Origin of the sequence: Arthrobacter sp. SLBN-83, from assembly GCF_006715285.1 — a bacterium.
Lineage (GTDB): Bacteria > Actinomycetota > Actinomycetes > Actinomycetales > Micrococcaceae > Arthrobacter.
The window spans coordinates 3,270,264-3,290,802 of sequence record NZ_VFMX01000001.1 but is presented as its reverse complement, the minus strand read 5'-3'; the positions used below and the strand labels follow the sequence as shown (position 1 = coordinate 3,290,802).

General features: G+C 66.9%; 21 protein-coding genes. 1 reads left to right on the top strand and 20 read right to left on the bottom strand.

Features of this window, described 5'->3' with window-relative positions:
* Positions 1–168: 168 nt before the first annotated feature.
* From FBY30_RS15390 to FBY30_RS15310, 18 genes are all read right to left on the bottom strand, one after another.
* Complete coding sequence (locus FBY30_RS15390) at positions 169–438, bottom strand: hypothetical protein (protein ID WP_056387532.1); 270 nt, start codon at positions 436–438, stop codon at positions 169–171.
* Positions 435–635, bottom strand: coding sequence for a hypothetical protein (locus FBY30_RS15385; protein WP_056387535.1), 201 nt, complete (start codon positions 633–635; stop codon positions 435–437). The genes FBY30_RS15390 and FBY30_RS15385 overlap by 4 nt, the downstream gene beginning before the upstream one ends.
* Positions 632–1,012 (bottom strand): hypothetical protein, encoded by a 381-nt coding sequence (locus FBY30_RS15380; RefSeq protein WP_142133560.1) that lies wholly within the window; start codon positions 1,010–1,012, stop codon positions 632–634. Before FBY30_RS15380 ends, FBY30_RS15385 begins: the two co-directional genes overlap by 4 nt.
* 41 nt (positions 1,013–1,053) lie before the next feature.
* Positions 1,054–1,572, bottom strand: coding sequence for a hypothetical protein (locus FBY30_RS15375; RefSeq protein ID WP_056387540.1), 519 nt, complete (start codon positions 1,570–1,572; stop codon positions 1,054–1,056).
* Between the two features lie 89 nt (positions 1,573–1,661).
* A complete protein-coding gene (locus FBY30_RS15370; protein ID WP_056387543.1) occupies positions 1,662–1,961 on the bottom strand; it encodes a hypothetical protein in 300 nt (99 codons plus the stop codon).
* Positions 1,958–2,131, bottom strand: a complete 174-nt coding sequence (locus tag FBY30_RS20710) for a hypothetical protein (protein ID WP_156400143.1) — start codon at positions 2,129–2,131, stop codon at positions 1,958–1,960. The genes FBY30_RS15370 and FBY30_RS20710 overlap by 4 nt, the downstream gene beginning before the upstream one ends.
* A 202-nt stretch (positions 2,132–2,333) precedes the next feature.
* Positions 2,334–3,239, bottom strand: a complete 906-nt coding sequence (locus FBY30_RS20840) for a hypothetical protein (protein ID WP_200830701.1) — start codon at positions 3,237–3,239, stop codon at positions 2,334–2,336.
* Positions 3,240–3,508: 269 nt separating this feature from the next.
* Entirely contained in the window at positions 3,509–5,377 is a 1,869-nt protein-coding gene (locus tag FBY30_RS15360; RefSeq protein WP_056387546.1) for a DEAD/DEAH box helicase, read from the bottom strand.
* 39 nt (positions 5,378–5,416) lie between these two features.
* Complete coding sequence (locus FBY30_RS15355) at positions 5,417–6,247, bottom strand: hypothetical protein (RefSeq protein ID WP_056387548.1); 831 nt, start codon at positions 6,245–6,247, stop codon at positions 5,417–5,419.
* Positions 6,244–6,663 carry a dATP/dGTP diphosphohydrolase domain-containing protein gene (locus FBY30_RS15350; RefSeq protein ID WP_056387550.1) on the bottom strand — a complete coding sequence of 140 codons (420 nt, stop codon included), beginning with the start codon at positions 6,661–6,663 and terminating at the stop codon, positions 6,244–6,246. The genes FBY30_RS15355 and FBY30_RS15350 overlap by 4 nt, the downstream gene beginning before the upstream one ends.
* Positions 6,660–6,989 carry a VRR-NUC domain-containing protein gene (locus FBY30_RS15345; protein ID WP_071416422.1) on the bottom strand — a complete coding sequence of 110 codons (330 nt, stop codon included), beginning with the start codon at positions 6,987–6,989 and terminating at the stop codon, positions 6,660–6,662. The genes FBY30_RS15350 and FBY30_RS15345 overlap by 4 nt, the downstream gene beginning before the upstream one ends.
* A 6-nt stretch (positions 6,990–6,995) precedes the next feature.
* A complete protein-coding gene (locus tag FBY30_RS15340; RefSeq protein WP_056387553.1) occupies positions 6,996–7,445 on the bottom strand; it encodes a hypothetical protein in 450 nt (149 codons plus the stop codon).
* A 162-nt stretch (positions 7,446–7,607) separates the two neighbouring features.
* Complete coding sequence (locus tag FBY30_RS15335; RefSeq protein WP_142133559.1) at positions 7,608–10,832, bottom strand: hypothetical protein; 3,225 nt, start codon at positions 10,830–10,832, stop codon at positions 7,608–7,610.
* A gap of 298 nt (positions 10,833–11,130) precedes the next feature.
* Positions 11,131–11,367, bottom strand: coding sequence for a hypothetical protein (locus FBY30_RS15330; protein WP_056387559.1), 237 nt, complete (start codon positions 11,365–11,367; stop codon positions 11,131–11,133).
* A 7-nt stretch (positions 11,368–11,374) separates the two neighbouring features.
* Positions 11,375–13,216 carry a DNA primase family protein gene (locus FBY30_RS15325; protein WP_056387561.1) on the bottom strand — a complete coding sequence of 614 codons (1,842 nt, stop codon included), beginning with the start codon at positions 13,214–13,216 and terminating at the stop codon, positions 11,375–11,377.
* Between the two features lie 1,206 nt (positions 13,217–14,422).
* Complete coding sequence (locus tag FBY30_RS15320) at positions 14,423–14,788, bottom strand: hypothetical protein (protein ID WP_142133558.1); 366 nt, start codon at positions 14,786–14,788, stop codon at positions 14,423–14,425.
* Positions 14,789–15,003: 215 nt separating this feature from the next.
* A complete protein-coding gene (locus FBY30_RS15315) occupies positions 15,004–15,828 on the bottom strand; it encodes a CPBP family intramembrane glutamic endopeptidase (RefSeq protein WP_142133557.1) in 825 nt (274 codons plus the stop codon).
* A 19-nt stretch (positions 15,829–15,847) separates the two neighbouring features.
* A complete protein-coding gene (locus FBY30_RS15310; protein WP_056387572.1) occupies positions 15,848–17,773 on the bottom strand; it encodes a DHH family phosphoesterase in 1,926 nt (641 codons plus the stop codon).
* A 207-nt stretch (positions 17,774–17,980) separates the two neighbouring features.
* Here FBY30_RS15310 and FBY30_RS15305 point away from each other — a divergent pair, with 207 nt between their 5' ends.
* A complete protein-coding gene (locus FBY30_RS15305) occupies positions 17,981–18,316 on the top strand; it encodes a histone-like nucleoid-structuring protein Lsr2 (protein ID WP_056387574.1) in 336 nt (111 codons plus the stop codon).
* Positions 18,317–18,440: 124 nt separating this feature from the next.
* On the opposite strand, the gene FBY30_RS15300 is transcribed toward FBY30_RS15305, so the two are convergent.
* Together FBY30_RS15300 and FBY30_RS15295 are read right to left on the bottom strand one after the other, a co-directional pair.
* Positions 18,441–18,929 (bottom strand): SLOG family protein, encoded by a 489-nt coding sequence (locus FBY30_RS15300; RefSeq protein WP_056387577.1) that lies wholly within the window; start codon positions 18,927–18,929, stop codon positions 18,441–18,443.
* A 168-nt stretch (positions 18,930–19,097) separates the two neighbouring features.
* Positions 19,098–19,430 carry a hypothetical protein gene (locus tag FBY30_RS15295; protein WP_056387581.1) on the bottom strand — a complete coding sequence of 111 codons (333 nt, stop codon included), beginning with the start codon at positions 19,428–19,430 and terminating at the stop codon, positions 19,098–19,100.
* Positions 19,431–20,539: the final 1,109 nt, after the last annotated feature.

Below are 20,539 nucleotides of genomic sequence, written 5' to 3'. Positions count from 1 at the left end.
CGATGGCTGCTGGTGTCGACATGACCGTGCTGTGCTGCCAGCTGCACCCGGTGCACGCCATGCCGTCTGCGCGCTGCTGGCCGTAGACGTAGACCTCGTGCTTGCCGGGGTGCTTGGCGCGCTTGCCGTCCGGCGTCGCGTCGACCCACCAGTCGGGCAGGGGCGCGTTCACGGCTTCACGTCCTTGGCTGTGCTGTGCATCTCGGCGAGATGGGCGATGGTGCGCCGGCGGAGCCCGTCGTAAAGCGCCCAGAAGGCGTCGTCGCGCGCGGCGAGCTCGTGTATCCAGCTGTTGATCTGTCCGTCCGGGAGCGCTGCGATCTCCGCCGCCTGCTCCGGATCGAGGCCGTGGGCCTCCGGGGCCTCCCGCAGCTCGGCGCGCAGTGACTCTGCGTCGAGCGCGATTCCGGTTGCGGGCCCTCGGTTGTTGTCGGTCATGGGTGGTCTCCTCGGTGTCGCTGCTGGTCGCGGATCGCCTGTCGCTCCCGCTCGCGGCGGGTGCCCTTGCGGGGCTTGGGGGTGTGCCGCTGCGTCGCACTGGACTTGCGGAGTTCCCGCATCCAGTGCGCCTGTTCGGGATTCGCCGACGGCCGGAAGCCCTCGGTGGAGTAGTGCTGCCTGCGCTTTCGGCTCATGGGTTCTTCTCCTCCGCCACGCGGGCGATGTGGCGGGCGCAGCCAGCCGCCCACGTGCGGGCATCGGCGGTCTGCGCGGCGGCCACCGCCTTCGCGGCGCGGTCGGCATCGATGGGCAGCCGATGCCGGATGAGCAGCGCCAGGGTGACGTCGAGCATCACGGTGCGCTCGTGGTCGCTCAGCTCCGTCTGCTCGGAGTGCTCGTGCACCCCACGGCGTTCGTGCAGGGCACGGTCCGCCCGCGAATCGAGCAGGGTCTGCTCGATCTCAGGGACGAGCTCCTCTGCGGTGGTCGTGGTGGTCTGGGGCGTCATGCGGTTCTTTCCGCCGGGCCGCTTGGCCCGGGATCGAGGAGCCCCGTCGCGACGCCGTCCCACAGGGACCCGGCCGCGGCGAGGCTGCGGTCGTGTGGTCTGGGTCAGTCCTTCGAGCCGTCGCGGAACTGGAGGTACTCCCGCAGGGTCGGCGCGTCCGCGCCGGGAAGCGAGATCCGGTCGAGGGCTCCGTACAGGTCCTCGTCTCCGATCAGCTCGCCCTCGTGGGCGACGACGGCTTGCGCCAGGCGGACCAGCAGGACCTTCATCTCCTCGGCGCGCTCCTCGTCGGCGGTCCGCAGGCGCTTGATGTCGATGAGGCGCTTCTCGCAGAGGCTCTTGAGGTAGAGCGCGCCCTTGCGCCACTCGAGGAACTCGATCAGCTGTGTGCTGTGATCCAGCGGGGACAGCCGCCAGATCTCGGCGTCGTCCTGGCGGAATGAGAGCTGCTGGTCGATGCTTGAGGCGGTGGTCTTCAGCCAGTGCTCGGTTTGGTTGAGGCCGGCCGGCGTGGTGGTGACCTCGGCCCAGACTGCGTCATCGCGCAGGCAGCTGCGCATCACGGCGTCGAGCGGGTCCTGCAGGCGTGGAGGTGCGGGGCGGGCGGTGGTCGTCATGGTCATGGCGGATGTCCTCGTCGGTCGTGTCGTTGATGGTCTGCGGAGCGTCGGCCCCGACAGCGCGCCCGTGGCGCTGGTTGTGGAATTAGGTCTCAGTTCCTGGTGCCGAAGCGCAGGTCGGGCCAGATGGGCTCGACCGAGACGCCCAGCAGCTGGATACGGGGGTCGCGGTCCTTGGCGCGTTTCCAGGCGCGGCGAACGGCTGCGGCCTTGTTCCGGGCCTTCTTCTGGTCGTCGAACGGCCCAATCAGGCGCGAGTAGGTCTGGGGGCTGGCGGACTTCAGGCTCTTGGCCTGCATCATCACCACGACGCCGTAGCCGTTGGCCTCCTCGGCCACCAGGTCCTCCCAGGAATCGTAGGTGCGTTCGGTCTGCGTGCTGTACGCCTTCATGGCGAGACCTCCTGGTCGTCGTGACGGATGTCGATGGGCCGCTCCCAGAGCGGCATCCCGTCCTCGCCGGTCTCGGCCGAGAACTCGAGGCGGACCTCCGGCTGGTCTATGTGTGCGCCGAAGTCCGACCAGCCCGCAGGCGGGAGCCGGTAGATGGGCTGCTCAGCCATGGGACTCGCTCCTTCTCGTTGTGGTGTCGTGGCAATGAGGGGGGACCGGGCCGGGACCCGACCCCCGGCATCACTGCCCCGGCACCCGGGTCGGCCCTGCCGACCCCGACGCTGTGCCCTCCGGTGACCAGCACCCGCAGGGTGCCGGTCACCGGTCGGTCATGAACCAGCTGCGATGCGTCCCGTCCCGGTCATCCTGGTCTCAGCCATAGGGCTGTTCTCCTGCGTTTCCGGGTTGGGTCTGCCGACGTTCGGCGGCCCAGGGGAGGCGGGAGTCCTGGTCAGCGGAGCACCAGAGCCCGCCAAGCGAGGCGCTGCGGTGGGTGTGGGGCAGGTGGTCCTCCCGGTCTCCGCACAGCCCGACGGGCAGACCGGCCGGGTCTCCAGTCAGCTCGGCGAAGCGCAGGCGGTACTCGAGCTCGGCAGCATCCGGGCTCCAGGCCTGGATCTCGATCCCGAAGGGCTGACCTGGAACCTCCCAGTCCCCCGCCGGCTCGCCCAGCAGCGCCGCGCGCTCGTCGAGCAGGATCCGCGAGTCGGCGTGCTTCACCTCGGCGGGCATGGCGGGGTCGATGCTGAACTTCTGGGCGATGGCGACCATGACGCCGTCCTCGACGGCCCGGTACTCCGGCATGTGAAGCTTCAGCGGGCGGACCATGTCGCCCACGTATGCCTCTGTCGCGTCGTGCAGCAACGCCCAGAGCGCATGCTCCGGGGCGACGAGTCGCGAGAGGAGTACGCAGTGCTCGGCGACGGACATGAACCGGCGGACGTGGCCGTTGTAGCGGCACTGCATGGACAGCGCGTGTGCGATGTCGGCGATGTCCACGTCCTCGGGCCGCGGGTCCAGCGGGTAGAACCGGCGACCCGTGTAGGTCTGCATCCAGTTGCCGCGCGGAACTACGGTCGTGGCGGGCCGGGCTCCGGCTGTGGCCATCCCTGCTCCGTGATGGCGAGTGACGCTCCTTGTCCCCCGGGCGGGGTCGAAGCTGGCCGGCAGCTCGCGGTCGAAGAGCTCCTCGAGCAGCGCGACGTCGGGGTCGACGGGTTCGTGCTCTGCGCTCTGGAGCCAGAGCACGCCGTAGCGTTCCCCGGTCTCGCGCAGCACGACGTCGTGCAGGCCGTCGTCGGTGTTGTCGATCGTGTAGTCCGTGTTCGGCCCGAGGGCCGGTGCGCGCAGCGGCTTCGTTCCGGGCCGCGCCTGCATGGCTTCCCTGGCCTCGGCGGTGAAGCGCACGCGCGCTCCGTCGGGCCAGGCCTGGTGCTTCGGGTCATTCATGGATCAGTCCTCCTCGGGCCGGGTGGCACTGGGGTCGGGGTGGTGCGCCGCGGAGCGCCGGCGTGTGGCTGGCGCTCCGCGGCGTCGGAATGGGTTGGTCAGACCCGTTCGGAGACCCACAGGTCGTTGAGGTCGTCCTGGATCTCCTCCTCGAGGGCGACGAGGATCGCCTCCTCGCCGGACACAGCCGAGATGAGGTCGTCCTGGACCTGCTGCTTCTCTGCCAGGACTCCGGGCATCCGCTCGTCCTGAGTGCCCTTGGTGATAATCCGGTGGATCACCACGGGCTTGGTCTGCCCCGTGCGGTAGAGACGGCCGTTGGTCTGCAGGTAGTGCTCGAGCGAGAACGGCAGCGTGTACCAGATCATCGTCGAGCCGCCGTCCTGCAGGTTCAGGCCGTGGCCGGCCGCCGCGGGGTGCAGCAGCATCACCTGGATCTGCTTGGCGTTCCACCGGCGGACCATCTCCCGCGAGCCGTCAAAGACCTGCGCGTCGATGCCCGCCTTCTTGAAGCGCGCCATCAGCTGCTCCAGGTCAGAGCGGAAGTGGTACGCGACCAGCACGGGGTCTCCCCCGCTGTTGCGCACCAGGTACTCGGCCATTTCGAGCTTCTTGTCGTGGATAACCTCGTACTGGCCCTTGGTCGCCGGGTCCTCCGGGTCGGCCGTGTAGAGCGTCCCCGAGGCGAACTGCATCAGTTTGCTGGTGAGGACCGCCTGGTTCTCGGCGACGATCGACTCAACGCTCTGGGTGAGCTTTCCGTCCTCGTCCTGGTAGGTCTTCACGACGTCGAGCACGAGGTCGCGCCTGAACTCCTTGTAGGCCTGCATGAGGTCCGGCGGGAGGGTGACGTTGGCGTCCTGGATCGTCAGGCCCGGCAGGTTGAGGTTGGTGTTCTGCGCGCTCATCACCAGGTGCCTGATGGCCTCATGGATCTCGGCCTCGGCGTTCGGGGTCGGGATCCACTTCGCCGGGGTGGTGGTGCCAGGCACCATCTTCGGGATGAACCACCGGTTGCGGAACTCCGTGATGGTCCGGCCCAGGGCCTCGCCCTGGTCGAGCAGGTAGATCTGGCTCCACAAGTCGTGCAGCCCGTTCGGGCTCGGCGTGCCGGTCAGCTCGATGAGCCGCGTGATGGCCGGGCGGACCGCCTTCAAGGCCTTGAACCGGGCGCTGCTGTGGGACTTGAAGCCCTGCGACTCGTCGATGATCACCGTCTGAAACGGCCAGATGAGGGTGTCCTGTCCGTTGATGGACTGGATCGGCATCTGGTCGACCAGGCCGTAGCGGCACTGCGCGCAGCCGTCGCCGCCGCAGCTGCGACAGTCGTGGCTCTCGCGCTCCAGCGCGCCGCGGGTGACGAGCTCGCTGATCGCCTCCTTGACCGCGGTCTTGGTGGGGGCTTTGGTTCCGGACTGCCCGGCAGCCAGCTGCAGGAAGTGTCCGATCAGCTGCTCCTGGGCCATTGGTCCGATCGTCTCGATGAGCCCGCGCAGCCGCACGGCCTCCGGTGAGATCCCGGCGGCGATGGCATCGCCGGTAGGGTCGCCGGTCAGCTGGAGCAGACGCGCACCCTGGGAGGGCTGGGTCAGCAACTCCTGGTTGACGAAGTACATCGTCGGCGGGTCGGAGAAGACTTCCCGAAAGCGTTCCAGTCGCTTCTCCTTGGGCAGCTTCCGGTCGTTCTCGTTGACGATGAGCGACTTGGTTCGGATCGGGAATCCCCATTTGTCGATCTCGTCGAGCCAGGTCGAGCGAGCGATCGCGATCGGTGCGACGACGAGGATGTGGCCCATCGGCCGGACTGTCTGCAGGACGCTGAGGGTCGAAAGCGTCTTCCCGGCTCCGACACCAAGCCAGGCTCCGGCGAAGGGGCGGCTGACGAGGAAGTCGTGGATCTGCTGCTGGTAGGGCTTGAGCACGATGGGCGCGGGTGACGGCTGCGGTGGTGCGATGGTCGTGGTCATGGTGTGCGGCCTCCTCTCGTGGGTTGTCGGCAGTCGGGATCAGGCATGGAATGCCTCGCGTATAAGGCCCAGGCGGACCTCGGCGTCATCGGCCCGGCGTGTCTGGGCGGCGAGCTCTGCCTCCAGCCCGACGATCCTGCGCTGCAGGGCGGTGACACGCGGGTCCTCACCCAGCGCGGTGCGTACGCGCTCAAGCACCGCTTCGGCAGAGGCATCCCCGACGGCCGCATCGGGTATGGGCGTCGCAAACGGCAAATCTTCCTTGGCCTCGGCGGTCATGTCGTCCTCTGCTTCCTGCCCGGGCTCGGGCGCGATCATCAGGTGTCCCCGGCGGCGGGTGGGCCGGGCCGTCGCGGGCTCCGGCTGGTCTTGTTCCGGTGCATCGGGCTGTGCGGGCGCGTCGACGGGCACGGCCTGGAAGGCCGGCTCCCCGGCCCCGTCGAACGAGACCTCGATGAGCTGGTCCGCAGGCAGGCCCTCGGGCTGGGCGTCGAACCAGCGGGAGAAGGCGGCTGGGTGCTCCACGAAGGCCACCGCGACGGTCATCTGCCGTTTCCCGCGTGGCCTGCGGTCTGCGGCGGATACTGCATGATCGGCCCGGTGCCCGCCGAGCAGCCGTTTCATGTCGGCACGGGCGTTCTGCGCCGTGCGGTTGGGTGAGGTCATGTTGCGCGGCACCGAGACGGATCCGCCGGCATTGTTGCGCAGGATGGCGTGGCCCCGGGACGAGACACGCCCAACGCAGCCGGCCCGCATCGCTTCGAGCACGAGCTCCGTGGCCTCGCGATCGAAGGTGCCCAGGTCGGCCCGGGTGAGCTGGCGGAAGGCCGAGGTGGCCTGGCCGTTGCCCTTGGTGACGCGGCCGCTCATCGGGCGGCCTCCGGGGTTCCGGCGTCACCGCGGGCGATCACCGTCCGGGTGCTTTCCGCGGCCAGGAGGTTGAACACCACGGCAGCCGCGTGGTCCTCATCGTCTTCGCCGCACATCCACTGCATGAAGTGGCGGAAGGCGCTGGCGCGGAACTCCTCCATCTCTGCGGCAGTGCTGGCCTGCTCCCAGTCGCGCGAGTCGTACTTGCGCGCTCCACGCTCCACGAGCGCGGCCGTCCTTGTGAGCAGCTGGTCCTGGTAGGGCACCTGAAGCGGTACGAGCAGGTCGAAGCGGGGCTGGCCTGTCTTCACCTCGCGCTGCATGCCGGAGGCGGTGACCCTGCGTGATCCCGAGTCTTTCGTTTCGTAGTCGCGGGCGGCTGTCTCCGGGCCCGCGGCCGTGGCTGTTGCGGTCATGATGCTGCTTTCTGCTGGCTCTCGATCCGGCGGTAACCGAGCACGTGGGTGATGAAGGCGTCGACGGCCTGCTCGTCATCCACGACGTGGATCTCGGCACCGAAACGGCGCATCTTGGCGTGCATGACGCGCTGGCGCTTCTCGAGGTCTCCGCCGGGTCGCTTGACCTCGACGAAGACCGTGCCGGTGGGCGTGAGGACGATTCGGTCGGGGACGCCCCCGCGGGCCGGGGACACGAACTTCAGGCAGAACAGACCGTGCCGGCGGCACTGCGTGAGCAGGTACTGCTCGACGGCCTTCTCCCGCTGGTTCTTCTTCCTCGGCATGGGGCCTCAGTCCTCGTCGGTCCCGGCAGCGTCGGAGGCGTCGCCGTCAAGGAAGTGCCCGAAGCCGACGATGTCCTCGTCGTCGATGTAGGCAGCGATGGCGTCCGGGTCGTAGACGAAGCTCGGGTCGTCAGGGTCGACTACGACCCAGCGCTTGGCCGCATTGCCGTAGTTGGAGAAGCCGTCGATGTCGGCGACGGTCACCAGGCCCTGGTGGGCGAGCTCCTTGAGCCGGGTGCGGATGACGGAGTCCGAGGAGCGCGGCACCTCGCCGAGGCTGGTGACGACGCGGTCGTGGTAAGCGGCGATGAGCTCGTCGTGGGTGAGCGGGCCCTTCTCGCGGACGATGTCGAGCACGATGGGACGGACGCGGGATGCGCCGAGCGCGGCCTTCACGGCGGCGGCGTAGGAGGTCTCCGGGTCAGTGGAGCGGACAGGGAGTGTTGACTGGGACATGATGGCCTCTCGTGGTCGTGTCGTGTCGAGCCTGAATTGCCTTTCGTACTCAATTATGACTCGAAGTGAATGATCTGTACGGAACCATTCGCAATGGTGCACAGAGTTGAACAAGGGGCCGCGGCGTCCGCGGCCCCCTTGTGCGGGCTGTGGTCGATCGGCTCAGGCGGCCTCGTTCATCCAGTTCTTGGTGAACGTCTCCTCGAGCATCCGGACGTAGGTGTCCAGGTCCAGCGAGGCGATGAGCCGCTCGATCCGGTCGGCCGGCAGCTGGTGCAGGTCGTCGTTGACGACGACCATCGACCAGGTTGGGTCGATGGCGTTAATGCGCCGCACCACGACGTCCTGGTCGTCCGGGAGCACGGCGAGCCCGTCCGACATGCTGGCCTCGGCGCGGGAGCGGGCCCAGCCGTGATGGCGCAGCACCTCCAGCGCGACCGGGTCGCGCTTGGTCCGGCCGATGTCCTCCTCGCGGCGCTTGGCCTGGCTGGCCGCGGTGACCTTCCAGGCACCGGCGTTGAGCAGGCTCCGGGCGTTCTCAGTGCCCTCGCGGACGATGAACACCCGGTTGACCATCTGCAGCACCTGCGGGTCGCGGACGTTGGTCACGTGACCCTGCTCGCTGTACTTCACACCCACGGCGGGGTCGATGGGTGCAGCCGAGAAGGGGTAGGTGATCGAGCCGCGGGAGGCCGCGATGACGTTCTGGAACAGCAGGAGCGACCGGATCGGGTCGTCCTCCAGGACCGCCTCCTCGATCACCTTCCGGCTTAGCATCAGGTCGAAGGGCTCCGCGATCGCCGACTCTCCCCTGCTCGCCACCGTCTGCAGGTAGCGGGCCAGGGCGAAGTCGATCACGGCCGGGTGGGCCAGCGACTTCGTCGGAGTCGGGCCCGCGTGGCAGGCCAGCGTGCCGCCACCGGCGGCGATGATCGGACTGTCTGCCACGGACCGCCCCGGCTCCGGGGCCTCCAGCTCCAGGCGGTTGTTCGAGTCCTTGCTGATGAGGAACATCAGCTCAGGCTCGATGTCGACGCCGATGGCCTCCTGCTGCTCGGCGAGCACCCGGTTGTTGGTCGCTTCGTCGAATCCGTTCTCGCCGCCGACGACCGAGTAGAGGCCGTCGGTGTTGGTGGAGATGATCCGCGCCCCGGCCAGGGTCTGGGCCTGTCCGATCCGCCAGCTGAACAGCTGGCCAAGGATGCGCATCGAGATGATGCGGTTGTTCATCCGGATCGGCGTGCGGTGACTTGCGTCGCCTGCGCCCGAGGCCGAGTTGAGGATCAGCTTCGTGCCGTTGCGCAGCACGCCGAGCCCGGCGATCTGAGCCTTCAGCCGCGCAGCTTCAGGGCTGTCGCCCGGAAGCTGGGCCAGCTGCTTCTTCAGCCCCTTGATCTCCTGGCCGTAGCGCTCCTTGTCGAAGAAGATCTTCGCGTAGCGGTCCTCACCCAGCTCGGGGTTCCAGAACGCCCGCATGTTGCGCAGCAGGTTCGGGTAGTAGCTGGTGAAGTCCTCGTGGATCACCAGGCCAGCCGAGGTGCGTGCGAACTTCGGGTGCAGCTTGTCGGAGCCGTCTTCCTTGGCGATGAACAGCTCTGGCTTCTTCTTGGCCGGCTCATCGCGGTAGGCGGCATTGGTGGCCGTGCTGTTGGCGAGTACCACCTTGCCTTCCAGGACACCGCCGTCGGGCAGGACGACGTTCAGCGCCTCCGCCTCGGGCCGCTGGGTGGTCAACAGGTCCGCCGGGTCAGGCACCTGGGCCTGGGCGCGGGCGAGCTGCCCGGCCTGGTCAGGGTCGTCCTTCTTCGGCTTGCGGTACTTGACCTTCTCCGGGTCCGAACCCAGCAGGACCAGCCGCTTGTCGACGAAGGTGCCGTCGGGCAGGCGGAGCATGGCGTGCTGACGCTTGGCCTCTGCTACGAAGTCCTTTGCGTCCGGGAAGGCCTGCGCTGCCCGGATGAGCATCATGGTCTGATCGTTGTGCTCGACCTTCTCGGCGTTGAACACCGACAGGTCGGCTTCGGCCCCATGGATGCCGCCGGTGGAGAACGTGGCGAAGCAGGACGACGGCGAGGCGTCCGCCCGGAAATACGGCACGTTGTTCGGGGTCTTGGGCACATCGCGCAGAGACCGGGCCGGAAGGCTGAACTTGTCGCGGTACTCCTCGGAGTCGTTGAAGTTCTGCCCCTCGATCGAGCGGTAGTACGCCACGACTTGCAGGAATTGCCGGTGGGCCTCGCGCTGGGCTGCAGTCACTTCGGAGTGGGTGGCCGGGTCGGGCGCGACGTTCTCCTCGAAGAAGCGCACGCACTCGTCGAGCACGTTGACCGGCTCGATCCCGCGTTCTTTAGCGACCTCGGGGTGCGGATATACGAAGGACACCGCCTCGATGTCATCCAGTGAGGCGTAGGGTGCGAGGATGCGGCCCACGAACTTTGCCGATGAGGAGTCGACTGCCAGCCGGTCCTTGCGCACCGCACCGTTCTTGGTGAACACCGTTTCGGTGAACTGGGTGAGCAGAGCGGCCTTGAGATCGAAGTTGCTCGCGTACGCCGGGTGCCGGAACAGCTGGGCCAGACCAAGGCAGTCCGAGACGTTGTAGGCCAGCAGCTCATAGAGATCCTCTACCGCCTCGATGCTCGTGTCATGGCTGAGCTTCTCGGATTCCTTGATCTGGCGGCCGAGCATCCCGAGCAGGCGCTTGAGGCTGACCTTGGACTGCAGTTCGTTCAGCCGGGCCACGTCCAGGTGCCGGCCCGAGTGAAGCATGGCGCGGCGGATCTTCGCAGCCGCCCCGTCCCAGCCGAGGTAGCCAGGCATGTACTCGATGTGCTGGGACGAGAAGAGCTGGTCGTTGTGGTCGCGCAGAGTACGGGCCGTGGTCGGCTGAAACGGCCGACCGCTGCCCGGGGCCGGAAACGCCTCGTTGAGGTAGAGCGCGACCATGGTCGTGTCATAGTTCATTGAGTTGTAGCCAGCAAGGAACGGATGCAGTGCCGGGTCGTATTCGGGGTCTGTGTCGCAGACCGGACGCAGCGCCGCGGGGTACCCGCCTGGGTCGGAGTGGTTGCACACCTGGTCGGCGTTCGAGAGGCCCATCAGTTCGGCGAGCCGGAGGCTGCCCCGTTCGCTGCCGAGGTTCCAAAGCTGGACGCTGACCGCGGGCAGCCCCGGGTTGGAGCGGATCACGGTGTCGTAGAGGGCCTGGGGGTCGACGGAGGCGACCAGCGCCGGGTCGTCGGCCAGGAAGAAGATCTCCAGGTCGTGGACGGCGCGGCCCGGCCGCGGGGTGTAGGCGCACAGCGTGAAGACGTTCGACAGCGATTCGATGTCGTAGAACGTGAAGAGCGCGGTCTCAGCTGTGACGGGGGTGCGCTGGGTGGTCATGGGTCTGGCCTTTCGGTCGTCACCGGCCGTCACGGCCGGGGTATGCAGTTATCTGGTCGGGGTGCCGGGCGCTGCCGCGGATGGCCTTAGGCGGCGCTTCTTCCTTGTGACGGGCGCGGGGACCGGCCGGGCACCGCGGGCCCATCGACCTCCCACCAGGGAGTAGCCGAAGTGCTCACGCTGGCCGGTGCAGTCGGCGCATTCCTTTCCGGGCGAGACTCCCTCTCCTGCACATCCGTCTTTCCAGTTCGGTTCGTTCGGGTGCGGCTGCGTCATGTCCTGTTTTCCGTTCTTGTCTTCAGTCGATCGGGTTGTGTGGAGAGCGGCGGCGCGGGGCGTCCATCCGGCTGGAGGCCTCAGCCACGAGCCGCCGCTTCTCCTCCGGGTCGGCACTGATCTGCGAGCGGACGATCAGGTTGGTGATCCGCTGTTCGCGGGCGACATCGGCCAGCGCGGTGCTTGCCCTGCCTTGTTGCTTGGCGAGGTCGGTCACCGCCCGGGCGAGCTCGGTGATGGCCCTGGCGATTGTGGGCATGGTCGGATCAGTCCTCTCCTGTGGTGTCCTCGTCGTCGGCGTCCACCTGGGCGGCGGGACCTGTGTGCCGGAGCAGGCCGCGGTAGTTGGCCTGAAGGACCGGCTGCGACTTCTTTTTCGGGTCCGAGCCGCTGTAGTGCGGGTTCATCCACTTCTTCAGCTCGTACTCGGCGATGGTCGTCTCGGGGGTGGCCATCATCTGGCCGGGGCGGATCTTCTTGTTCTTGTCCGGGCAGTGCCACAGCGGGTCAGGCCGCACGATCGCAACCAGGTCCGTGATGAACTGCTTGTTGCTCACCGGCGACCCCGAGGGCGAGACGTCTGCGAACCAGGCCTTGTAGAGGTCATAGGTGAAGGTGAAAGGCACCAGGTCCCACACCAGCCGCTCGCGGAACTCTTCCCAGAAGGCGCGCACGGGGTCGTTGGCCTCCTTGTACTCGGCCAGGACCACCTTGGTCGCCACCGGCTCGGAGAGCTGGTAGTAGTTGCCCGGGTCGGCTGCGCCGGCGCGGTTGAGCACGTACCAGAGGGCGTACTCCAGGACCTCGCGGCGCTGGAGGTAGTCGTCCTTGATGTACTTGCGCTCCATGCCGGTGAAGCTCTTGTTGAACGGTACGAACAGCTGCCGGCGGTAGAAGCTTTCGGACTTGTCCTTCACGCGCGGGAACTCGTTGAGGCACTGGACCATGAAGCCGAAGAACTGGTAGGCGATCGGCATCCGGTACTTCCGGTTGATCTGGATGACGTCGTTGGTGACGATCGCCTTCAGGTTGGCCGCTTTGTCGATGAAGGTGCCCACGTCGTTCTCGTCGACGATGATCGCGTTGGCGCGCACGAGCGGCTCGAGCGCGAAGTCCTTGCCGAAGTCGCTCAGCGGGATCGAGGTGTGCGAGCGTGGCCCGCACAGGTTGCGCATGAGCGAGCACAGCGTGCCCTTGCCGTTGTTGCCCTGTTCTGAATAGAACCAGGCAGTCTTGCCCCAACTGACGTGCGGCCGAATGATCGCGCCGATGACCTCCCAGAGCAGCTCGGGGATACCCTCCTCGTCGGAGAGCTCGCGGATCCAGGACTCGATGTCCCAGACCGAGCCGTCGACAGGGTGGACGATCACCGGGTTGTCCGGGTCTTCGACGTAGTCGATGTGGCACTTGGCCAGGAACACCAGTGCCGGGTCGAAGGGCACGAGCGACTTGGGTTCGAAGTGGAAGGCCTTGCCGCCCTCATGGATGTCCCGGGCCTCGCGGCCGTAGTGGAACACGCCGTTGTTCACGGCGATGAGGTCTCTGTGGCTGCACTGGTGCCGGCGCGGGCTGTCCTCGCGGAGTACTGCCAGGACCTCGGCGAACTCCTTGAGTGTCAGCTGCGTGTTGTAACGGCGTGCCGTGGTGCGGATGTCGTCCTCGCTGGTGGTGTACGTGCCGCGGCCCGGACCGGTGGCCTGGTACATCGCCAGCAGGTCGTACTCGCGGTCAGTGTCCTTGGCGCTGGGGGCGATGCGGATCACGTGGTGCAGGCTCAACAGGATTTGCGCCACTTGCCAGTAGGTCAGGTGCCGGGCCAGGGGCAGCTTCTCGGCAGCCACCTTGGTCTTGCTGTTCTCGGCCTTGGAGACGCCGTTCACGATCGCGAGCAGCTGCTTCTCGAGCAGGCGCGGTGCGGGCGGGTCCGACGGGTCGATCAGCTGGAGGTAGACCTCGGTCGCGCGCGTGACTATTTCGTTTTGCGGGGCGATGTCGCCGCCGTCGGCGAAGTACGTCATGACCTCGGTGAAGGCGTCGGCGACAGGGTTGGTCGAGGGGGTGTCGAAGTCCTCGTCGAAGACGGGCGTTGGGTCGTCAGGAGTCGTCATGCTGCTGTCTTTCTCGATCGCGTCGAGTACCTGCCGGCAGTGAGTGGGAAGCCGATTGGTCTCGTAATCGAATAGGAACGTGCTCACGACTCTATGCCATCCGAATGGTCTTTCGCAACGAGTCGACTGATAGTCGACTCATGGTCCGACAGAGGTCCCGGGTGGTACCCGGGTGGGGCTCGGAGGGGTCGCGCGCGAGACCCGGAGGCCACGGCGACACGACGAGAGCGTGCGGTCTGGAATGAGAAACAGCGGCTCCGGGGGCGTATGCCCCACGGAGCCGCTGGCTTCTCGTGCTCGAGCACTCCCCCGCGGGCGGCGTGAGCCGCCCGACCCCCTGGTCGGGGTTCGGGGAGTTCTTCCGACCGGCCGGCCGGGAACCTCCAGAGCTGGGATCCGGCTGCAGCAGCGAGCCGGTATACCCCCAATGGGTATCGGAAGGTGTACCACTTGACGTGGTACACCTGTTTCCCCTGGTCAGTCGGGGATTTCAGGACTTCTCCAAACGGGGTGTACCACATGGAGATTTGCACGTGGTACAGGCGTTTGCCCTGGTCAGACGGGCTTTATATACCCCCTGTACCACTTGTACCACTAAATAAAGACTAGATATACGCGCATGGGGATAAGAGCTCTTACTGGCTGGATGACCGATCGGAGGCGTCCTTCGCGCACATATGTAAACGCTCGGAATCTGGTGGTACTCGTGGTACACCCGCCGAAAACGCTGATCTGCCAAGGCAATACGGCGTACCACGTCCGCTCGGGCACGTGGTACAGACTCCCTCGGCCGCGGTCGCCTGACCCGCCGTTTGAGCAGGCCAGCACTGGGATCGGGAGGTGTACCACGACACGTGGTACACCTCGGCGCTGCGTCCTCCCGTGCAGCGGAGCATCAGGCCCTGACGGCCCTGACGGGAGCGATCGCGATGGGTCCCGCGTCCTGGTCGACCGGGCTTCCGAGTTATTCCGAGTGATTCGAGACAGACCTTCGAATGGTCGCCGGAATGGGACGCCGACTGCATTGCACATGATGAATCGACACTGATATAGTGGGCATCGGTGTTAGGGCCAGGAACCGTCACCAGGTGTTGTTGTCACAGGAACGTGAAAACAGAAAGGCCGGAGAAGCATCCCCGTGGGAAGGGAGCTCTCCGGCCTTTCTGCGCGTTCACGCTGGTGCGAGGCCCTGGGTGCGCCGGCCGCCTAGAAGGCGGCCGCGCTGCGGCCTCGCCGGTATCCCGCATTGGGGGACTCGGGTATGTGGGCACGGACCCGGTGGCCGTCCTCGACGGCGTACAGGATCTCGTAGGTGATGGAGACGTTGCGGTTGCAGGGCATCACACCCTGCCTCCGGCGCATCTCGAGCTTGCGGAAGCCAGCGACGGACTCGGCGCGTTCGAAGAAGCGGGCAAGCATCTCGCGGGCGCGTTCGTGCGCCTGCTCCGCCGTGCGGCCGCTGGTGCTCATGGTGAAGAAGTGCATGGACCCTCGATCGAAGGTCGGCCTCTCACCGGTGTCGAAGTCGCTGGCGAACCGCGCGCGGCGCACTTCGCTGCCGCTGGGGCGCACGAGCCGGCCTTGCGCGTCATACGCGCACTTGTTGACGACTGCCATGGTGGATCCACCTCCTCTCAGGTCTGGCTGACGAAAATCCTTCAGCCAATCCCCCGGTGACCGGATCACCCCGGTCACCCAAGAGCAGGCCCTCCGGAGCGACCGTCGGCCCACGGCCGAAAGGTCGCCCGGAGGGCACCAGCGTCAGTCCTGCACATTGAGCCCGGCCGCTATGCGGCCTGTGGCTCGCTTTCCCTGCCTTCTTCCCCGCCGGCTTCCCTGTCGTCTTGTGCAGGCCCGGGCGCGGGTGCCGCCATGCGGTACACCGCCAGGGCGCACGCGAGGAACGCCGCGGTCATCAGCAGCGCTGAGACGGGGTTCGCCAATGCGCCCAGCAGCTGGGCGGGGACAAGGACGGCCGCGAGGTTGAAGGCCAGGTGGAGCAGCACGCACGGCCACAGGACGCGGGCGCGTTCGTAGACCAGCGCCAGCAGCACCGCCAGGGGCAGCGTGGCAGCAAACTGGACGACGTTGGCGTGCAGCAGGCTGAAGCCCGCGGCGGTGACGAGCACCGCCGCGACGATGCCGACCCTGCGCCGCAGCAGCGGGTAGAGCAGGCCGCGGAAAAGCATCTCCTCGGCCACCGGCGCTGCCACCAGTGCTAGCAGGAGGGCCACGACGGGACCGGCGTCTGTCCTGGCTCGGGTCGATTCATCGAATCCCGCCGAGCCGCCCAGGGTATAGAGCCACAGGGCCAGGGACTGGCCGGCGAAGAACGCCAGAGCCAGGCACCCAAGCACCGTTCGGGTAAAGCGCGGTGTTCCGGACATCGGTCGGACCGTTGGCGCGTTGGCGAACCACCGGGGCCGGAAGAGCCTGGCAGCGCCGACGAGCAGCGCCACCAGGCCTCCGAGCACCGCCGTACCCAGGACGGGCTCGCCGACCACGGAAACTACGGCAAGGCCAAGTCCCAGGTAGGCGGCGAGCACGCCGAGGGGCACGAGGACACACCACGCGATGGAGACGAGCCGGGACTTGATGGGTGGAGCGGGCATCCCCGCCTCCTTTCCGTGGTCAGACAGACGCGGGGATCTGCTCTTCGATGACGGCCTGGACGCGGGTCTCGCCGCGGAAGGTGTTCAGCTGCAGCTTCGCGATGAAACGCAGCGTTCCGACCTCGGTGCGGCTGGCCGACCGCGTCAGAGCCGAAATCTCCGGCTCCTTCTCCTCGGCGACGTTCCACCACAGGCAGGACAGCCCGGACCTGGTGACCAGCCGCAGATGCTTCTTGCACAGGCGGCACACGCGGTAGCCGCGGGCGTTGGTCATCAGGTTGGCGTCGGTGCGCTCATGGCCGCAGTCAGTATCGGAACCGATCCGGTCCACCCGCAGCCCAAGGGGCTCGACAGCGATTTCGACCACCGGCTCGACGAAGCCGTGGCCGAAGGGCCGCAGCGCTTCCACACGCCGGACGAAGCCGACCAGAGGCTCCAGGTCGTCCAGGCCAGCATCGCAGTCCCGGTCCGGGCCCAGGACCAGGTCGGCCCGGCGCTCATCCTGGACGACAGCCAGCAGGGCAACCTGCGTGGCCTCCCGCAATGCTTCGACCAGACCGTCGAGCAGTTCCGCCCGGTCGACCTTGACGCCGCAGGCCTGCTGGTGGCCGATGGCACGCATGCCGTCCTGGTGCTCGAGCGTGTCGATGATGCCGAACCACGACGGTGCCCGGCCGGAGCCTCCGACGTAGTCATCCGGCCCGACGGGACGGTTGAGCACGACGACCGGGTGGCCGTGGCGCTCCATCAGCCGGTTGGCGAGCAGACCGTACATGCCCGGGTAGGCCTCGGAGAAGTAGACCCAGGGGGCCAGCGGCTGATCACCCTCCTCGAGCTCCTGGGTGTGGACCTCGACAAGCTCCTTGCGGCTCTCGTTGGTCGCGATGACCTGGTGTGCCGCCTCGAGCATCAAGTCCTGGTCAGGCGCGGTGAACACACCGAAGCACGGTGCGAGCGGGTCGCCCGTGCGGCGCGGGGAGTTCATCGCCGGCGCGAGGTAGAACCCGTAGAAGCCCTCGTCGATACTGTCGATGTCGCGGACCTTGCCTGCCTGGCCGAAGGCCTTCAGCAGGACCGCGAAGCCCTCGAAGGCCCGGACGAAGGCCGGGTGGTGCGGGTCGACGCGCAGCAGCTGCATCAGCGTCGACTGCCCGACGTCGATCGCCTCGGGGTCCGGGTCGAAGCCCCAGGGGGTCGGGACGGTGCGCGGCGCGGGCGCGTACAGCAGCCGTGCGATGGACAGCGAGTCGCGCACCAGCTGCCGGTTCTCGTACAGCACTGGCATGACGTCGGAGACGGTGCCCAGGCCGGCGAACAGGCGCAGCAGGCGGATCTCCCAGAGCTTCTCCGGCCGGTGGACGCGGGCATAGGCCTCCAACACCTGGTAGAGCACGTGTGCGCCGCAGATGCCGGTGTTGGCGTAGGTCTCGTCCATCCGACAGGGGTCGACGGTGACGTCGGCGCTCGAACCGGGTTCGAGCTCCTCGTGGTGGTCGGTGACCAGGGTCTTCCATCCCAGAGCCCGGGCGGCGGCGATCCCGCGGTGGGAGTTCACTCCCCCGTCGCAGGTCAGCAGGACCTTGGTGTCCGGCCACGTCGCGGCGATCTCTGCGATGTCCTCGGCCGTGAGGTCGTGGCCGCGGCGGTAGTCGGGCACGTGCAGCTCGACGTCGAAGCCGAGCTCTGACAGTCCGGCGTAGCCGAGCACACCGGAGGAGATCCCGTCCATGTCGAAGTCAGGGGCGATGGTGACCTTGTGGCCGGCGGCGCGGGCGTCTTCCAGGGCCTCGACCATCTCGGCCAGGCCCAGGAGCTCGTCGTGTTCAGCTGATTCGATCTCGCGGAAGTACTCGTCGGTCCAGCCGCGGCGCTGGCACATCAGGGCGAACAGGTCGACGCCGTCGTCCGTCAGTGGATGGTCGTCGACGGTCTGGAGAATGGTCATGGTGGGGGGCCTCTCGATCGTGTCGAATGGTCGGTTTACAGGGGTGGGGAAAGGCACCCGCTGGCAGTGTGATTTTAGCAGTGCTGCGGGTTTATTATGCTGGTATAGCAGCGTTTTCGGCCTATGATGAAGGCATTCGAAAGATCTGTCGTTCTGGCGTGCCCAAAGACTTCTCTAAGGTGGTTCGGATCGTCTACCATTCAAGACATGGCTATTCGAAATATTGTGGAGTCGGACATCAGTGGCAAGCCGGATGCTGCCACAGTCACCTTCGGACTGGGCGACACCTGGTTCGAGATAGACCTGACCGACGAAGAGCGCAAAGAGCTTGAGAAGAATCTCAAGGAATACATCAGTAAGGGTCGAAAGGCCACTAAGAAGGGCGAGAAGAAGCGACTCGTGCCCGAGACGACGCCCGAGGAACGTGAGGAGATCCGTAAGTGGGCGCGCGAGAACGGTCATGAAGTGCCCGAGTTTGGTCGCATTCCGAAAGCTGTCATGAAGGCCCACGATGAGGCACACGGCATCGAGCGGACTCTCTAGCCCCACCCTTTCCGCAGTCTTTCGGGCCATACCGGAGAGATTTCCGGCCACCTATTCGAATCAAGGATCAACAGCCCTGCAGCACCAGCTGCAGGGCTGTTGTCATCTCCGGGGTGTGCACTTGTCAGAACGGAGGCAGGCGCGGGTGGATGATGTCTTCGACCTCGATGCTTGCAGCCAGGGCGCGGGAGCGGGCGTGCACGGTGCCATGTGAGAAGTGCCCTGGCGTTCCGGGCATCAGCTGCTGCTGGCCGGTGCGTTGGTCGCACTTGCTGCAAAGGTCCAGGAAGGCGGCGACACGGACCTCCGCTCCCCCGGCGCGCATGGCGACGAGGGCATCGACCATCCGTTGGTTCCGGGTGAAGCCCGCCGCCTTGGGCTCAGCGCTCCAGTCGGCCGGGAACTCAATTACTTCGAAGCCGGCAGCCCGCCACAGCCGCTCGGCCATGGCGTCAGCACCCTTGGGACAGTGCCCTGAGAGGAGCACGGGTCGGGCGACCGCAGACGGTCCCCAGGCTCTCCAGGCCTCGTTCAAAGCCGCCTTCATGGCCTCCGCGGCGTCCCAGGTCCGGGAACCGGTCACGAGCAGGGCATGGCTGAATCCACTGGTCATCGTGATGCCTCCCGGCTGGTCATCTTGGTCATCGGCATAGATCCCGCCGAGGCCGCCGCGGTGGCAGTCCGGATTGTGATACTCGTCTGTCGCTGCATCATTCGCGTCCTCTTTCGCCGCAATGTTTTCCGGAATGATTCCCGGTGTTCCTTCTCAGTCGGCAGGTCACTACGCGGCAGCTGCCGACGCCTGGGCACTGTTGACCCTGGCACCGCCGCGTTCGTAATGGATTGCCACCCGGACCTTCCGGTCCTCGCTGAGCGGTGCGACGTGAAGGGTGTATCCACCGTCCTTGTCGCGCTCGAGGTAGGCGACGCAGACCGTGCCGCTCTCTTCATCGTCGAAGTCGACCTTGCCAAAGCTCTCCGCCGGAGTCGCCTCAGTGACTCGCTCTCCGTAGGGGATCCACGGCTTGGCCTCGCACCTTGCTCCGGTGTCGTAGGGCGAGAGCTGCGGCTGTGGCCGGCGTGCGGACCTGGATGCCTTCCGGGCGTGTGTCATGACGATGCCTCTTCTGTTTCTCGGGATGCAGGTGTCGGGCATCGAGTGCAGGTCCCGCCAGGGGTCCGCGGAGACTCGATGTACGGTCCAGCTCCCGTGCCAGCTCCGCTGGCCTGACGGCCTACTGGTGAACCGTGTCGGGAACTGCTCCGACTGGGCCGCGCAGCGGGCCGGCCGACGGGCCGTCCTCCTCGGACAAACCTGGTGCGCAGCGCCAGGTGATCCACCGCCTGGCTGCACCCTTTGCCGCGTCGTCCACCTGTGGACAAATGCGGCGGGGCAGGCGGGGTGTCCTCCACTCAAGCGCAGCGCTGGGCATAGCCGGAGGGAGCGCAGCGACTGACGGACCGGCGAGCGAAGCGAGCGGTGGAACCTGTCGGCTATGCCGACCAACAGCGTCTCGAAGCGCAGCGAGAGACCGGAGCGAAGCGGAGGGTCCGCAGGACCGCTGTTGCCAGGTTCCCTTATGCCCTTTTCCTCTCTTGCCGCCATTTCGCCATTCCACGGCTGGAGCGTTAGCGGAAGCCTGGAATATCAGGGGAAACGCCCCGTACACCCTTGACCCGTACACCCCCTCTCCATCCGCGCAGCGGGTGTACGGGTCATGTCGTTTCCGCTGGATTTACGGGCTTTTGGTTGTACAGCCCTTTTGCCGTCCGCTGCAACGCCGTACGGATGCATCTTCCGCACCACCGCGAGGCACGAGCGGGTACCCGTACGGGTCCTCACATGTAGCGTCAGCGACGTCGGGCGCAGCCCGGTCCGCACCCCCTGGTGGATCCTGCTGCCGCAGGCGCATCAGGCCCGGCGCGCAGCGGTCCACCACTCCTCGCGACCTGTCGCGTCAGGCTGTGGAAAACTCTGCTGTCACAGCACTGCACTGATCTGTCGGTGCGCTCGTCGCACCGGTGTGCGGGCGCTCACTCCGGCTCTGTTTCGCGGTCGCGCCAGCACCTGTCGCACCGCGTCCGAGGCGGGCCCACACCGCTTCCTTGCCGGGGTCCGTTCCGGGCCGGCCGACTGCCCCTCCTGGTGGCAGCTGCACCCCCGGATGAGCGACAGCGAGTCCTCGACGGCCACCGCCCGGCCTGCCCCTCGTGGACGCATCA